General features: G+C 52.8%; 15 protein-coding genes and 1 riboswitch. Of the genes, 4 read left to right on the top strand and 11 right to left on the bottom strand.

Translation table 11 applies throughout. The features are described 5' to 3' along the window. Positions 1-96: 96 nt before the first annotated feature. The 5 genes from moaE to moaA form a co-directional block, all read right to left on the bottom strand. A complete protein-coding gene (moaE, locus tag HEM79_RS11005; protein ID WP_176242766.1) occupies positions 97-549 on the bottom strand; it encodes a molybdopterin synthase catalytic subunit MoaE in 453 nt (150 codons plus the stop codon). Between the two features lies 1 nt (position 550). Next, entirely contained in the window at positions 551-796 is a 246-nt protein-coding gene (gene moaD, locus HEM79_RS11000; RefSeq protein ID WP_065226422.1) for a molybdopterin synthase sulfur carrier subunit, read from the bottom strand. After that, positions 789-1,274, bottom strand: a complete 486-nt coding sequence (gene moaC / locus HEM79_RS10995; protein ID WP_000080885.1) for a cyclic pyranopterin monophosphate synthase MoaC — start codon at positions 1,272-1,274, stop codon at positions 789-791. Before moaC ends, moaD begins: the two co-directional genes overlap by 8 nt. Positions 1,275-1,276: 2 nt before the next feature. Next, positions 1,277-1,789 carry a molybdenum cofactor biosynthesis protein B gene (moaB, locus tag HEM79_RS10990; RefSeq protein WP_000084634.1) on the bottom strand — a complete coding sequence of 171 codons (513 nt, stop codon included), beginning with the start codon at positions 1,787-1,789 and terminating at the stop codon, positions 1,277-1,279. Positions 1,790-1,810: 21 nt separating this feature from the next. Next, a complete protein-coding gene (gene moaA, locus HEM79_RS10985; RefSeq protein WP_176242765.1) occupies positions 1,811-2,800 on the bottom strand; it encodes a GTP 3',8-cyclase MoaA in 990 nt (329 codons plus the stop codon). Then, a riboswitch (molybdenum cofactor riboswitch) is annotated at positions 2,788-2,932 on the bottom strand. Its footprint overlaps the gene before it by 13 nt. Before the next feature lie 265 nt (positions 2,933-3,197). Between moaA and yvcK the strand changes: the two genes are divergently transcribed. Continuing rightward, positions 3,198-4,106, top strand: coding sequence for a uridine diphosphate-N-acetylglucosamine-binding protein YvcK (gene yvcK / locus HEM79_RS10980; RefSeq protein ID WP_010347415.1), 909 nt, complete (start codon positions 3,198-3,200; stop codon positions 4,104-4,106). 151 nt (positions 4,107-4,257) lie between these two features. Here the strand turns inward: yvcK and uvrB are convergent, their stop codons facing one another. From uvrB to bioB, 5 genes are all read right to left on the bottom strand, one after another. Further along, positions 4,258-6,279, bottom strand: a complete 2,022-nt coding sequence (gene uvrB / locus HEM79_RS10975) for an excinuclease ABC subunit UvrB (RefSeq protein ID WP_176242764.1) — start codon at positions 6,277-6,279, stop codon at positions 4,258-4,260. Positions 6,280-6,852: 573 nt separating this feature from the next. Next, positions 6,853-7,533 carry a dethiobiotin synthase gene (gene bioD, locus HEM79_RS10970; protein WP_176242763.1) on the bottom strand — a complete coding sequence of 227 codons (681 nt, stop codon included), beginning with the start codon at positions 7,531-7,533 and terminating at the stop codon, positions 6,853-6,855. Then, complete coding sequence (gene bioC, locus HEM79_RS10965; RefSeq protein ID WP_176242762.1) at positions 7,526-8,281, bottom strand: malonyl-ACP O-methyltransferase BioC; 756 nt, start codon at positions 8,279-8,281, stop codon at positions 7,526-7,528. The genes bioD and bioC overlap by 8 nt, the downstream gene beginning before the upstream one ends. Next, entirely contained in the window at positions 8,265-9,422 is a 1,158-nt protein-coding gene (gene bioF, locus HEM79_RS10960; RefSeq protein ID WP_176242761.1) for an 8-amino-7-oxononanoate synthase, read from the bottom strand. Before bioF ends, bioC begins: the two co-directional genes overlap by 17 nt. After that, positions 9,419-10,459, bottom strand: coding sequence for a biotin synthase BioB (gene bioB, locus HEM79_RS10955; protein WP_176242760.1), 1,041 nt, complete (start codon positions 10,457-10,459; stop codon positions 9,419-9,421). Before bioB ends, bioF begins: the two co-directional genes overlap by 4 nt. Before the next feature lie 86 nt (positions 10,460-10,545). Here bioB and bioA point away from each other — a divergent pair, with 86 nt between their 5' ends. The 3 genes from bioA to HEM79_RS10940 all read left to right on the top strand — a co-directional run bounded on the left by bioA (position 10,546) and on the right by HEM79_RS10940 (position 13,805). Further along, the gene (gene bioA / locus HEM79_RS10950; RefSeq protein WP_176242758.1) at positions 10,546-11,835 is read left to right on the top strand and encodes an adenosylmethionine--8-amino-7-oxononanoate transaminase; all 1,290 of its coding nucleotides are present in this window, start codon (positions 10,546-10,548) and stop codon (positions 11,833-11,835) included. 58 nt (positions 11,836-11,893) lie between these two features. Next, entirely contained in the window at positions 11,894-12,370 is a 477-nt protein-coding gene (locus tag HEM79_RS10945) for a kinase inhibitor (protein WP_176242756.1), read from the top strand. A gap of 151 nt (positions 12,371-12,521) precedes the next feature. Further along, the gene (locus tag HEM79_RS10940; RefSeq protein ID WP_176242754.1) at positions 12,522-13,805 is read left to right on the top strand and encodes a putative acyl-CoA thioester hydrolase; all 1,284 of its coding nucleotides are present in this window, start codon (positions 12,522-12,524) and stop codon (positions 13,803-13,805) included. 140 nt (positions 13,806-13,945) lie between these two features. On the opposite strand, the gene HEM79_RS10935 is transcribed toward HEM79_RS10940, so the two are convergent. Then, positions 13,946-16,207, bottom strand: a complete 2,262-nt coding sequence (locus tag HEM79_RS10935; RefSeq protein ID WP_176242752.1) for a hydratase — start codon at positions 16,205-16,207, stop codon at positions 13,946-13,948. Between the last annotated feature and the right edge of the window lie 62 nt (positions 16,208-16,269).

Raw genomic sequence — 16,269 nt, 5'->3', positions numbered from 1 at the left:
TGCAAATGATGAGGGTGTGCATCGACGCAGCGTAAACGCATGTCCAGAGCGGTGAAATTGCCGGATGCAGCGATGCCTTATCCGGCCAACAAAAAACTACCAGCGTTTCGCCGCCTGCTGATCGCTCTCCCTGGCTTCGACCCAGCGATCACCTTCCGGCGTGGCTTCGCGCTTCCAGAACGGTGCGCGGGTTTTCAGATAATCCATAATAAACTGCCCGGCTTCAAACGCGCTGCTACGGTGTGCGCTGGTGACGCCGACAAAAACGATTTCATCGCCCGGCCATAATTCGCCAATGCGGTGAATCACCGTGACGCGTCCCAGCGGCCAACGGTTACGCGCCTCATCCACGATTTCAGCCAGTGCCTTTTCCGTCATCCCCGGATAGTGTTCGAGGGTTAATGCTTTTACACTATCGCCCAGGTTATGGTTGCGCACCTTACCGGTAAACGTGACCACTGCACCATCTTCGTCACGCTCCGCCAGCCACGGGTACTCTTCCCCTACTCGGAACGGCTGCGGGCCGACAACAATTTTGGTTTCTGCCATCTTAACCTCCGGTTACCGGCGGGAAGAAAGCCACTTCGTCGCCGTCAGTCAGCGGATGGTCAAAACTCACCAGCGTCTGGTTGACGGCAGCCAGCAATTTGCCATCTTCCAGCGCCAGCGTCCAGCGATCGCTCTGCGCAGCCAGATGTTGGCGTAACGCTTCAACGGTTGGGAAATCCGCAGCCACTTCGGTTGCATCTGTTCCCACCAACTCGCGCACCTGGGCGAAAAAAAGAACTTTAATCATCCGCTTCCACCTTAAAATCACCCGACTTGCCGCCGCTCTTCGCCAGCAAACGTACCGGGCCAATCACCATATCTTTTTGCACCGCTTTGCACATGTCATAAATGGTCAGCGCCGCCACAGAGGCTGCGGTTAATGCTTCCATTTCGACACCAGTTTTTCCGGTCAGGCGGCAAAGCGTTTCAATTCGTACCCGATTATGTTCCGGCTCGGCCTGTAAATTGACTTCAACTTTGCTGAGCATCAGCGGATGACAGAGCGGGATCAGATCCCAGGTGCGTTTTGCCGCCTGAATACCGGCAATGCGCGCAGTGGCAAATACGTCGCCTTTGTGGTGGCGACCATCAATGATCATCGCCAGCGTCTCACTGCGCATGGTGACAAAGGCTTCGGCGCGCGCTTCACGCACAGTTTCCGCTTTGGCGGAGACATCCACCATGTGCGCTTCGCCAGCGGCGTTGATATGGGTCAGTTGCGACATACTTATTTCTTCAAATGTGGGTGGAAATTGCACGGACGCGTACGGGCATCCAACTGCGGCGCGATGATATTTTCCCAGGCGGTGCGGCACGCTTTGGTTGAACCAGGCATGGCGAAAATCAGTGTCTTGTTAGCAACACCCGCCACCGCACGAGATTGCAGCGTTGCGGTGCCAATCTCTTCGAACGACAGCATACGGAACACTTCGCCGAAGCCTTCGACTTCACGATCGAACAGCGGCAGCAGTGCTTCTGGCGCTTGATCGCCTTCCGTCAGGCCAGTACCACCTGTAATCAGCACCACTTGCACATCGTCGCTGGCGATCCACGCAGATACCTGGGCACGGATGGCGTAGCGATTTTCTTTGACTATGGCTTTATCGACAACGTGATGGCCTGCTTCCTGCGCCGAGTCGCGCAGATAGTGACCGGAGGTATCGTCTTCTTCACCGCGACGATTAGAAACCGTAAGAATAGCAATACGGGTCGGGATAAATTCAGTGCTTACCTGACTCATCTGATCTCTCCTTTTGACGTTTTAACCGCCAATGTACGATAAGTTTTGCGTAATACCGGTGTTGTTTTGATGCAGGAAATGGGTCTGTTTTTTCTCCCGCAGCGCCGCCGAAATACGTGCTTCCAGCGCCTGTTGCTGGGTATCGTCTTCCAGCAGATCGCGCAGATTAACGCCGCCCTCACCAAACAGGCAGAGGTGGAGTTTACCAATGGAGGAGACGCGCAGGCGGTTGCAGGTGGCGCAGAAGTCTTTTTCATACGGCATGATAAGGCCGATCTCTCCGGCGTAATCCGGATGACAAAAAACTTGCGCGGGGCCGTCGCTGCGTTGACGAAGCTGATGGAGCCAGCCACGACGCAGCAGCTCGTCACGCAGAACCTGACCAGAGATATGGTGCTTACGGAAGAGTTCGCTGCCCTCGCCCGTTTCCATCAGTTCGATAAAACGCAGCTGAATGGGGCGATGCTGGATCCAGTTCAGAAAGGTGTCGAGTTGGTGATGATTGACATCCCGCATCAGTACGGTATTGACTTTAACCTTCTCAAACCCGGCTTCAAATGCGGCATCGATGCCTGCCATTACCTGGTTGAATTTATCCTGCCCGGTAATGGCGTGAAACTGACGGGCGTCGAGGCTATCAACGCTGACGTTAATGCCCGTCAGGCCTGCATCGCGCCAGTTCGCGACATCGCGTTCCAGACGGTAACCATTGGTAGTGACCGCAATCTGGCGAATAGCGTCGTTTTCCCGCACGGCGGCGATGATATCGGTAAAGTCACGGCGTAAAGACGGCTCGCCGCCTGTCAGGCGAACTTTTTCGGTGCCCAGACTGGCGAAGGCGCGAGTAACCCGACGAATTTCATCGACGGTCAGGAAGCCTTTATTAGTGACGCCGTTCGGCTTGTAGCCATCCGGCAGGCAGTAGGTGCAACGAAAGTTACACACATCGGTAATCGACAGGCGCAAGTAGTAAAACTTACGCGCAAATGCATCAGTCAGTTGTGAAGCCATGTACACCTTTCCAGATACGGGAGGCGAAGTCATTTCTTCCTTCGCCCTGGTGGCAATCTTTATGAGCATTGTCACGGCCAAAGCACCGTATCAGTTGACCCAGGTGCAGAGGCTAGAGTGTTTAGTGGTTATGCCGATACTAGCGTGTAAATGAGATTTTTACCATTCACACTTTCCGCTATGTAATCATGTATATAGCGTCATGATCGTGCTATTTCCCTACAGAATAAGGGAAAATGATGGTTTTACTTTGATGTACATCATCAGCAATGCAGTGCGTATATCGTCCTTTAGAGGTAGAAAACAATTATTTGTATCCTCAATTTTGGCGGGTTAATTGCTGTTTCCCTGTCAGTTGCGCTACTGTAGCGCGGATAATCTGACTTCAGGAATTTATATGCGCAATCGTACGCTGGCTGACCTTGATCGTGTCGTTGCTCTCGGCGGAGGGCATGGACTGGGACGCGTTCTCTCCTCACTTTCGTCTTTGGGTTCTCGTTTAACGGGCATTGTGACCACCACCGATAACGGTGGTTCAACAGGGCGTATTCGCCGCTCAGAAGGCGGTATTGCCTGGGGCGATATGCGCAACTGTCTTAATCAGTTAATTACAGAACCCAGCGTCGCTTCCGCGATGTTTGAATATCGTTTTGGCGGTAATGGCGAGCTTTCCGGGCATAACCTTGGAAACCTGATGTTAAAGGCGCTGGACCACCTTAGCGTGCGGCCTCTGGAAGCCATCAATTTAATTCGTAATCTGCTGAAAGTGGATGCGCATTTGATTCCGATGTCAGAGCATCCCGTTGATCTGATGGCGATTGACGATCAGGGGCATGAAGTTTACGGCGAGGTAAATATTGACCAGTTAACCACGCCGATTCAGGAATTACTGTTAACCCCTAATGTGCCTGCTACGCGTGAAGCTGTACATGCTATCAATGAAGCAGATCTGATTCTTATCGGGCCAGGCAGTTTTTATACCAGCCTGATGCCGATCCTGCTGCTTAAGGAAATGGCGCAGGCATTGCGCCGCACGCCAGCTCCGATGGTCTATATCGGCAATCTGGGACGTGAACTTAGCTTACCAGCGGCGAATCTGAAGCTGGAAAATAAGCTGGCGATTATGGAGCAGTATGTCGGCAAGAAGGTTATTGATGCCGTAGTCGTTGGGCCGAAAGTGGATGTTTCTGCGGTCACCGACAGAATAGTGATCCAGGACGTACTGGAGGCCAGCGATATCCCCTATCGTCATGACCGCCAGTTGTTACATAACGCACTGGAAAAGGCGTTACAGGCGTTGGGTTAACGTGGCTGAGATTGCTGACCAGGCTTCTGGAGCAATGCGGCCTGTTCCCCTCACCCTAACCCTCTCCCAAAGGGGCGAGGGGATCGTTCGAGCACTTTTTTGACTTCATAGTTAATCTGAGCCGGAAGAACATTCCGGCTTTCTCATCTCGTCACGATGCAGCAATAAACAGCTCGCGTAACTGATGCAACTGATCGCGAATTTGCGCCGCCTCTTCGAACTCCAGGTTTTGCGCATGTTTCATCATCTGCCCTTCCAGCTCATGGATTTTCTGTTGCAACGCTTTTGGCGACATATCCATCGGCGCATTATCTGGCTCAACAATCGCGCGCGCTTTCCCTCTGCCCTTGGCTTTGGTTTTAGCAATGTTCTGCCCCAGCGCCAGGATATCGACCACTTTCTTGTTCAGCCCTTGCGGTGTAATGCCATGCTCTTCGTTGTACTTCTGCTGTTTCTCGCGGCGACGTTCGGTTTCGCCAATCGCTTTCGCCATTGACGGGGTTATCTTATCGCCGTAGAGAATCGCTTTGCCGTTGACGTTACGCGCCGCACGCCCGATGGTCTGAATTAATGAACGTTCAGAACGCAGGAAGCCCTCTTTGTCGGCGTCGAGGATTGCCACCAGCGAAACTTCCGGCATATCCAGACCTTCGCGCAGTAAGTTAATGCCAACCAGTACGTCAAACTCGCCCAGACGTAAATCGCGGATGATTTCCATACGCTCAACGGTATCAATGTCGGAGTGAAGATAACGCACGCGCTCGCCGTGTTCTTCGAGATATTCGGTGAGGTCTTCCGCCATCCGCTTGGTCAGTGTTGTGACCAGAACGCGTTCGTTAATTGCCGCTCGCTGACGAATCTCCGAAAGAAGATCATCGACCTGGGTCGCTACCGGACGCACTTCGATAATCGGATCAAGCAATCCGGTTGGACGCACCACCTGATCCACCACGTCGCCGCCTGATTTTTCCAGCTCGTAATTACCCGGCGTCGCAGAAACATAGATGGTTTGCGGGGCTAAAGCTTCGAACTCTTCAAATTTCAGTGGACGGTTATCCAGCGCCGATGGCAGACGGAAACCATACTCCACCAGCGTTTCTTTACGCGCCCGGTCGCCGCGATACATACCGCCTATCTGCGGAATGGTGACGTGTGATTCATCAACCACCAGCAGCCCATCGGCAGGCAGATAATCAAACAGCGTCGGCGGTGGCTCACCAGGCCCACGCCCGGAAAGAAAGCGCGAGTAATTTTCAATACCCGAGCAATAACCCAGTTCGTTCATCATCTCCAGATCAAACTGGGTACGCTGGATCAGCCGCTGCTCTTCCAGCAATTTGTTATTTGCCAGCAGTACTTTGCGCCGATCCGCTAGTTCTTCTTTAATCTCTTCCATCGCCTGCACAATGCGCTCGCGCGGCGTAACATAGTGCGTTTTCGGGTAGATGGTATAACGCGCAATGGTCGAAATAATCTGCCCGGTCAGCGGGTCGAAAAGTGAGAGACGCTCCACTTCTTCGTCGAACAGTTCTACACGTAGCGCAACGTCGTCGGACTCTGCCGGGAAGATATCTATCACCTCACCACGCACGCGGAAAGTGCCGCGCTGGAACGCTTGATCATTACGGGTGTATTGCAACTCCGCCAGACGACGCAGGATAGCCCGTTGATCGATAATCATACCGACCGTGAGGTGCAGCATCATTTTGAGATATAAATCAGGATCGCCCAGACCATAAATAGCGGAAACTGACGCTACGACAATAACATCTCGTCGCTCCAGCAACGCTTTGGTTGCTGAAAGTCGCATCTGTTCGATATGTTCGTTTACTGAGGCATCTTTCTCAATAAACGTATCTGAACTCGGAACATAGGCTTCTGGCTGATAGTAATCGTAATAGGAGACGAAATACTCCACCGCGTTTTCCGGGAAGAACTCTTTCATCTCACCATATAGTTGCGCTGCCAGCGTTTTGTTGGGCGCCAGCACCATGGTTGGGCGTTGCAGGTCAGCAATGACATTAGCAATAGTGAAGGTTTTTCCCGACCCCGTCACGCCAAGCAGAGTCTGATGCGCGAGGCCATCCTCCAGCCCCTCTTTGAGGCGTCGAATCGCCTCCGGCTGATCGCCAGAAGGTTTGAACGCGGAATTCAGTTTGAATGGTTTACTCATGAGTTGCTACCTGAAGGAATGGGCGGGCAGGTGTGTAATTTTACTCGTCATGATTAATAATGCCAATAAATTATACTGGATAAAAAAACAGTCTCACACCACAACATTTCTGTTACGCCGTCAACTAAGGTCTAAACCGTAGGTAAAATTGACGCTGTGACGAGATAAAACTCTGGTCTGCAGGGTTATCCCCAGAGCAATGGCTTTTTTAACATTTGTCAAGATAGCTGATGACGGATTTATTGCAGGAGATGACTCTTTCCTGACAGCCATTGCATTTATCTAACAGATTGAAAAATAACAAATATTTATTTAAGCCGTCTTTAGCGCCAATTTGCGTGCAAGCCGCGTATTCTCTCGCTTACCTTACGTTTTCTAACTCTAATGCACATGGTTATCCACAGGAATAGTGGATAACTGCCTGCAGCCCCTATGTCCAGCCGCCTGGGCAATTCCCATACTAATCGTATAATGCGGGGGTAAAATTTTTTTCGCGATTTTTTTAGCATTTTATTGGTTAAATTACGGGCGACCGAAGACGCGATCTCGCTCGCAATTCAACCAATTTTTTTGCTACTTCAGTGATGTGAGATTTATATATTTTCCGGTTAGCGCACTTTCTGGATTTTCCTGAAGCCAGGGAATTTCCCCCAGCAGCGGCGCGGGGATCATTCGGGTGAGCGTAGCCATATATTCACTGTGGCGTTTACCCTGCGGCGTGACATCGTTCGCCACCCAGCCTGCGAGTGTTAGCCCTGCCTGCTGTACGGCCTGTGCTGTCAGCATTGCATGATTGATGCAGCCCAGTTTTACCCCAACGACCAGAATCACCGGCAGTTGTTCCTGCGTTACCCAATCTGCAAACATGAACGAATCCGAAAGCGGCGTAAACCAGCCGCCCGCGCCTTCCACTAACACCCACTCAGCCTGGTGTTCCAGCACACGTAATCCGGCGCTCATCACCAATGGGTCAATTGGCCTGCCCTCTTGCGCGCTGATGATATGCGGCGAGGTCGGCTCTTCGAAGGTGTATGGATTCACCGTGGCGTAATCCAGCTGCAGGCTGCTGTTGCGCTGTAACGCCAGAGCATCGCTGTTGCGTAAACCTTCTGCAGTCATTTCGCTACCGGAGGCAACGGGTTTGTAGCCTGCCGTCCGGTAACCTGCGGCCTTCGCGGCCTGCAATAGTGCGCAACTGGCAACGGTTTTACCCACTTCGGTGTCCGTTCCGATAACAAAATAGCATTTACTCACGAGCAATTACTCCCAAAAAAAGATAATAAGTCAGGGGATATCGCCCCTGCTGTTGCGGCCAGGCCAGTTGCAGTTGTTGTAGCTGTGAACGGGTTAATACTCGCTGGTCGCGCCCTGCGTGAAGATGCGTTGCGCCAATGCCTTTCAGCGAACGCATGGCACTGAGCGCATCATCAAACCACAGCGTGACAGGCTGCATATTATGTTGATAACGAAAACCTTTTAGCGCCTGTTCAATATCTGCTGACGGTAAAAAGCGATTGGCATGGGGGCGTTCGTCTACCGCTTGCCACGCCTGATGCAATTCGGGTAACGATCCCTGTGCCAGCGTGGTAAACGCCACCACGCCGCCGGGGCGTACTACGCGGCAAAGCTCACCTAATGCCGTGGATAAATTACCGCACCACTGCACCGCGAGATTGCTCCATGCAAGATCGAACGTCGCAGTCGCTAACGGCAGGGATTCGATATCCCCCGCCAGATAATAATCTGCAGCATCCTTCTGGCGTGCCTGATCAAGCATTGGCGGCGAGAGATCTAACGCCATCACCTGCTCGCTGCGCTCGCGCCAGTGGCGGCTCATCCAGCCAGGTCCACAGCCAGCGTCCAGCACACGGGCGTATTTGCGTTGCGGGAGCATTGCCAGTAAGGCGTCGGCACTGTGGCGCTGTAACTCTGCGTGTTGCTCATATTGTGAGGCAGCCCGACCAAATGCCGCCGCAATGGCTTGTTTATTGACCGTTGCCATGCAGCACCTCCAGCAAACGGTCGATATCCTGCGTTTCATGCGCTGCGGTTAGCGTTAAGCGTAGACGCGCGGTGCCGACGGGTACGGTTGGTGGGCGAATCGCTGTTACCCAGCAACCTTGCTGACGCAGTTTTTCTGCCAGGCGTAATGCGCGAGCGTTATCACCGATGATTAATGGCTGAATGGCGCTACGTGAATCCGCAAGAGTAAACGGCAAACCCTGCACTCCGGCACGAAAACGCGTAATAAGCGCCGCCAGTTTTTCGCGCCGAGCATCACCTTCTTCACTGCGAATAACCGCCAGAGATGCGCGTAATGCCTGCGACTGCGCCGGAGGCATACTGGTGCTGTAGATAAGATGACGGGCAAATTGCAGCAGATAATCCGCCACAGTTTCAGAGCAAAGCACCGCTGCGCCGCTGACGCCAAATCCTTTGCCAAAAGTCACCACCAGCAATTCTGGTTTTACCTTTTGCAGCCAGCAGCTGCCGCGCCCCTGCTCCCCGATAACGCCCGTGCCGTGGGCATCATCGACCATCAACCAGCCATTGTGCTGTTGCGTTACCTGCTGGATTTCCTCCAGTGGCGCGCTATCGCCGTCCATGCTGAACACGCCTTCTGTCACCACCAGTTGCTGCCCCGGACAGGGGGAGGCAAGCAGTCGCGCCAGATGAGTGACATCGTTATGAGCAAAACGGCGAAGCTGCGACGGGCTTAAACTGGCAGCTTCCAGCAATGAGGCATGGCTAAGCCGGTCGGCAGCAATACGGTCCTCTTTCGCCATCATCGCGGCAATGACCGCCTGATTAGCGGCAAAACCAGAGATAAACAGCAGTGCCCGCGAATAGCCCAGCCACTCGGCCAGTTCTTCTTCCAGCGCCTGATGCGCCACGCTATAACCGCTGACGTGACCGGAACCGCCGCTACCGACGCCAAATTGCTCCGCACCCTGCCTCCAGGCACGGATAACTTGCGGATGATGGCTTAAACCGAGGTAATCATTGCTGGAAAAGTTCAGATACTTACGTTCGTCCGCCACCAGCCAGCGTCCGGCTCCTTGCGCCACCGGATAACGGCGACGCAAGGCATCGGCAGCACGCCGCGCATCGAGCGCCGCGTTGATTTTCTCCTGCCAGCTCATAGTGCTGCCGCGTTGTAATATTCGTCGGTGTCCGGGGTCATCAGCGCCTGTTCAAGACGTTGCTGTTGTTCGTTATCGCCCGCCAGCACGGCAGTTTGCTGCGGATTTAGCCCCAGTTTGCGGAACAGTTGCAGGTCTTTATCTTCTTCCGGATTCGACGTGGTCAGCAGTTTGCAACCGTAGAAAATCGAGTTTGCGCCTGCCATAAAGCACATCGCCTGAGTCTGTTCGTTCATCTGTTCGCGTCCGGCAGAAAGGCGCACGTAAGAAGTCGGCATCATGATCCGCGCCACCGCAATGGTGCGAATAAAATCAAAGGCATCGACATCATCGTTATCCGCCAGCGGCGTGCCTTTCACCTTCACCAGCATGTTGATTGGTACGCTTTCCGGCGGCGTCGGCAGGTTTGCCAGTTGCAGCAATAATCCGGCGCGATCTTTTACCGTTTCGCCTAAGCCCACAATGCCACCTGAGCAGACTTTGATCCCGGCATCGCGCACTTTTTCCAGCGTATCGAGGCGTTCCTGATAAGTGCGTGTTGTGATGATATTGCCGTAAAACTCCGGCGAGGTGTCGAGGTTGTGGTTGTAGTAATCCAGCCCTGCATCCGCAAGGCGCTGCGCCTGAGATTCACTCAACGTGCCCAGCGTCATACACGCCTCGAGGCCCATCGCTTTTACCCCTTGCACCATCTGCTCCAGGTACGGCATATCGCGTTCGTGGGGATTCTTCCACGCCGCGCCCATGCAGAAACGTGTCGATCCAGCCGCTTTCGCTTTGCGCGCCGACTCCAGCACCTGTTCAACTTCCATCAACCGCTCGGCTTCCAGCCCGGTTTTGTAGCGCGAGCTTTGCGGGCAGTATTTGCAGTCTTCCGGACAAGCTCCGGTCTTAATTGACAGCAAAGTGCTGACCTGTACCTGACGAGGATCGAAATGCTGACGATGCACCTGCTGCGCTTCAAACAGCAGATCCAGCAATGGTTTTTCAAATAATTCTGTGACTTGCGACAATGTCCAGCGTGGGCGGTGAGCCATGGGGCTTCTCCAGAACGTGTTTTTTGTTGTTAATTCGGTGTAGACTTGTAAACCTAAATCTTTTCAATTTGGTTTACAAGTCGATTATGACAACGGACGATCTTGCCTTTGACCAACGCCATATCTGGCACCCGTACACATCCATGACCTCCCCGCTGCCGGTTTATCCGGTGGCGAGCGCGGAAGGTTGCGAGCTGATTTTGTCTGACGGCAGACGCCTGGTTGACGGTATGTCGTCCTGGTGGGCGGCGATCCACGGTTACAATCACCCGCAGCTTAATGCGGCGATGAAATCGCAAATTAATGCCATGTCGCATGTGATGTTTGGCGGTATCACCCATGCGCCAGCCGTCGAACTTTGCCGCAAACTGGTGGCGATGACGCCGCAACCACTGGAATGCGTTTTTCTCGCGGACTCCGGTTCCGTGGCGGTAGAAGTGGCGATGAAAATGGCGTTGCAGTACTGGCAAGCCAAAGGCGAAGCGCGCCAGCGTTTTCTGACCTTCCGCAATGGTTATCATGGCGATACTTTTGGCGCGATGTCGGTATGCGATCCTGACAACTCAATGCACAGCCTGTGGAAAGGCTATCTGCCAGAAAACTTGTTTGCTCCAGCCCCGCAAAGCCGCATGGACGGCGAATGGGATGAGCGCGATATGGTGGGCTTTGCGCGCCTGATGGCGGCGCATCGTCATGAAATCGCTGCGGTGATCATTGAACCGATTGTCCAGGGTGCAGGCGGGATGCGCATCTACCATCCGGAATGGTTAAAACGAATCCGCAAAATGTGCGATCGAGAAGGTATCTTGCTGATTGCCGACGAAATCGCCACCGGATTTGGTCGAACAGGCAAACTGTTTGCCTGTGAACATGCGGGGATCGCGCCGGACATTTTATGCCTCGGTAAAGCCTTAACCGGCGGCACGATGACCCTTTCCGCCACGCTCACCACACGTCAGGTTGCGGAAACTATCAGTAACGGCGAAGCCGGTTGCTTTATGCACGGGCCAACTTTTATGGGCAATCCGCTGGCCTGCGCGGCAGCGAACGCCAGCCTGACGATTATCGAATCCGGTAAATGGCAACAGCAGGTGGCAAATATTGAAGCGCAACTACGCGAGCAACTGGCACCAGCCCGTGACGCCGAAATGGTTGCCGATGTGCGCGTGCTGGGGGCAATTGGCGTAGTCGAAACCACTCGTCCGGTGAATATGGCAGCACTGCAAAAATTCTTTGTCGAGCAGGGTGTGTGGATACGGCCTTTTGGCAAACTGATTTACCTGATGCCGCCCTATATTATTCGCCCGGAACAGTTGCAGCGCCTGACCGCAGCGGTAAATCGCGCCGTACTGGATGAAACATTTTTTTGCCAATAACGGGAAGTCAGCGTGAGGGTTTCTGGCTACACTTTCTGCAAACAAGAAAGGAGGGTTCATGAAACTCATCAGTAGCGATCTGCGCGATGGCGATAAGCTGCCGCATCGTCATGTCTTTAACGGCATGGGTTACGATGGCGATAATATTTCGCCACATCTGGCGTGGGATGATGTTCCTGCGGGAACGAAAAGTTTTGTCGTCACCTGCTACGACCCGGATGCGCCAACCGGCTCCGGCTGGTGGCACTGGGTAGTTGTTAACTTGCCTGCCGATACCCGTGTATTGCCGCAAGGATTTGGCTCTGGTCTGGTAGCAATCCCTGATGGCGTGCTCCAGACACGCACCGATTTTGGTAAAACCGGGTACGATGGCGCAGCGCCGCCGAAAGGCGAAACCCATCGCTACATTTTTACCGTTCACGCGCTTGATGTAGAACGCATTGATGTCGATGAAGGTGCCAGCGGCGCGATGGTCGGTTTTAACGTCCATTTCCACTCTCTCGCCAGTGCATCAATTACCGCGATGTTCAGTTAAATAATCTGTCAGATGGCGCAAGGCCATCTGACATCACTTAAAGGTATTAAAAACAACTTTTTGTCTTTTTACCTTCCCGTTTCGCTAAAGTTAGTATAAAAAAGCAGGCTTCAACGGATTCATTTTTCCATTTCAAAGCCCGGAGCAACCTGTGAACACATTTTCAGTTTCCCGTCTGGCGCTGGCACTGGCTTTTGGCGTGACGCTGACCGCCTGTAGCTCAACACCGCCCGATCAACGTCCTTCCGATCAAGTAGCACCTGGTACGTCTTCTCGCCCGATTCTGTCGGCAAAAGAAGCGCAGAATTTCGATGCTCAACACTATTTTGCCTCCCTGACGCCAGGTGCTGCAGCATGGAATCCTTCCCCGATTACCCTGCCTGCGCAACCTGACTTTGTTGTCGGCCCGGCGGGTACTCAAGGTGTAACGCATACCACGATTCAGGCGGCGGTAGATGCGGCGATTATCAAGCGTACCAATAAGCGCCAGTATATTGCGGTGATGCCAGGTGAGTATGAAGGTACAGTTTATGTTCCTGCCGCTCCGGGGGGAATCACTGTCTACGGTATGGGCGAAAAACCGATTGATGTGAAGATTGGACTTTCCCTTGATGGTGGAATGAGCCCTGCCGACTGGCGTCATGACGTCAACCCGCGCGGCAAATATATGCCAGGTAAACCAGCGTGGTATATGTACGATAGCTGCCAGAGCAAACGCAGCAACAGCATCGGCGTTCTCTGTTCTGCGGTCTTCTGGTCACAAAACAATGGCCTGCAACTGCAAAACCTGACCATTGAAAACACGCTGGGCGATAGCGTAGATGCGGGTAACCACCCGGCGGTAGCATTGCGTACTGACGGCGACAAAGTGCAGATCAACAACGTTAACATTCTCGGTCGTCAGAATACCTTCTTTGTCACCAACAGCGGTGTGCAAAACCGTCTGGAAACGAATCGTCAGCCGCGTACGCTGGTGACCAACAGCTACATTGAAGGGGATGTGGATATCGTTTCTGGTCGCGGCGCAGTGGTGTTCGATAATACCGAATTCCGCGTGGTGAACTCACGTACTCAGCAAGAAGCGTATGTGTTTGCACCGGCTACGCTGTCCAACATTTACTACGGTTTCCTCGCGGTAAACAGCCGTTTCAATGCTTCCGGTGATGGCGTCGCGCAGCTGGGCCGTTCGCTGGATGTGGATGCCAATACCAACGGTCAGGTGGTGATCCGTGATAGCGCCATCAACGAAGGTTTTAACACGGCCAAACCGTGGGCCGATGCGGTAATTTCTAATCGTCCATTTGCGGGTAATACCGGCAGCGTTGATGATAACGACGAAGTACAGCGCAATCTGAATGACACTAACTACAATCGCATGTGGGAATACAATAACCGTGGCGTGGGTAGCAAAGTGGTTGCAGAAGCGAAGAAGTAAAAGCTATTAACTTTTTGCCGGATGCGGCGTAAACACCTTATCCGGCCTACGGGTCGATGCGATTCGTAGGTCGGATAAGATGCGCCAGCATCGCATCCGACAATAAGTGCCGGATGCGACCTACATTCACATGGCGCTTTTTACATCTGACGGTTTTTATTGAAGTTAATCAAACTACCCGCCTTGATAATCTCGCGCTCTTCCGCAGTCAGACTTTCCATATAGAGCGTGATTTCCGTAACCGGCGCATCTTCATGGATCACATAACCTTTGAAGGTCGTACCTGGATTATCCAGCGCCGCTTTAATGCCAGGAATATAAATGTAATCCCCCACTTCAAAGTTCGGCACTTCTGCCATTTGCAGCGGTAACATCCCCCAGTTGATGACATTAGAACGGTAACGTTTAGTCGCGTATTCCTCGGCAATATTCGCCAGACCGCCAATCACACGCTGGCAGCTCGCCGCCTGTTCACGCGCAGAACCATCACCTGGTTTAACTGCATAGACCATGCTGCCAATTTCAGTTTGCAGCGGATCAATATGTTCCTGACCAGCAATCTGTTTAATACGCGCAAACACCCCTGCCAGTTCACTAACGTTTCCTGCCAGACGCTGATTTTCCAGCTCAGCGGTGGCCTTACTTCTGCCGACATAACCCGGATCGCGGCGTGACAGGGTAAACTCCGCCAGACCAATCGGATTTGAACGATACGAAGAGGTTTCCCCGGAAGGAATCAGTTCATCGGTGGTGGTCACTTCGTCGAGGATCTTCGAGCACACTTTGAGGACGATATTGTCAGTCAGCGCGCCCAATTCCGGCCAGTCTTTAATGTTCGGTCCGTAGATCAGCGGTTGCTGTGTCGCCCCTTTCACAAAGCCTTGATAGACGCGATTTTTATACGGCGTTACATCGAAGGCGTACTCCGGCACGTTGTCCCAGCAATCCAGCTCGCTGGCAGAGGTTAAATAGCCACCGTTTGCCGCAGTCGCAGCGATAGAACGGGCGTCCATTAATGCAACCGCTGACATCTGCCCATTAGCTGGTTTAGAGCCTTCGCGGTTCGGGAAATTACGCGTGGTGTGGCGAATACTCAAACCGTTGTTGATTGGCGTATCACCTGCCCCAAAGCATGGGCCGCAGAACGCGGTTCTGATGATTGCGCCTGCGCCAATCAAATCTGCTACCACGCCTTTTTTGGCTAAATCCATAAACACCGGCTGCGATGACGGGTAAACCGCCAGCGAGAAAGTGTCGTTGCCACAGGATTGACCACGCAGTGCATTCGCCGCTGCAATAACGTTTTCATAGTTACCGCCAGAACAGCCTGCGATAATCCCCTGTTGTACTTTCAGGCGACCATTTTCGACTTTATCCAGCAGCGAAAGTCTGGCTTTACCGTGCGCCACGCGCTCGGACTCGATTTCAATCTCACGCAGAATGTCGGTCAGGTTCTGGTTCAGCGTGTCGATTCCATAAACGTTGCTCGGATGGAACGGCAGCGCAATCATAGGCTTGATGGCACTTAAATCAACGCTAATGCAACCATCGTAGTACGCCATCGGTTGTGGATTAAGCTGGCAGTAATCCTGGCCGCGACCGTGCAGCGCCAGCCAGTTATGGACTTCTTCATCGGTTTGCCAGACAGAACTTAAACAGGTGGTTTCAGTGGTCATCACGTCAACGCTGTTGCGGAAATCGGTAGAGAGCGCAGCAACACCTGGCCCCACGAACTCCATCACTTTATTTTTGACGTAGCCGTTTTTGAACACCGCGCCGATAATTGCCAGCGCCACATCCTGCGGCCCCACATAGGGTGCTGGTTTTCCGGTCAAATGCACCGCAACAACGCCCGGATAGTCGATATCCCAGGTGTCATTAAGCAGTTGTTTTACCAGCTCGCCACCGCCCTCGCCGACCGCCATTGTACCTAACGCACCGTAACGGGTGTGGCTGTCTGAACCAAGGATCATTTTGCCGCCGCCTGCCATCATTTCACGCATATATTGATGGATGACCGCAATATGCGGAGGCACAAAAATACCGCCATAACGCTGCGCTGCCGATAAACCAAAAACATGGTCATCACCGTTAATGGTGCCACCGACGGCGCACAGTGAGTTATGGCAGTTGGTCAGCACATACGGCAGCGGGAAACGTTCCATGCCGGACGCTTTAGCGGTCTGTACAATACCAACAAAGGTAATATCGTGAGAGGCTAATGAATCAAACTTAATTTTAAGTTTGTCCATATTTCCGGATGTATTATGAGAAGAGAGAATAGACCAGGCAATAGTGCCTTTTTTTGCTTCTTCTTTATTAATTTCGCCGGTGAAATGTTCTTCGGTAATTATTTCGTTATTACTGGCGAGAAACACGCCTTTTTCAGATAACTTGATCATCAAATGCTCCAGATATCTGCGCACCGTAAAGTGCGCAGAAAAATAATGAATGGATATTTTTG

This window comes from Escherichia sp. 93.0816 (assembly GCF_013368855.2).
In the GTDB taxonomy this organism is placed as follows: Bacteria; Pseudomonadota; Gammaproteobacteria; order Enterobacterales; family Enterobacteriaceae; genus Escherichia; species Escherichia ruysiae.
This window is presented reverse-complemented; position numbering and strand designations above follow the sequence as displayed.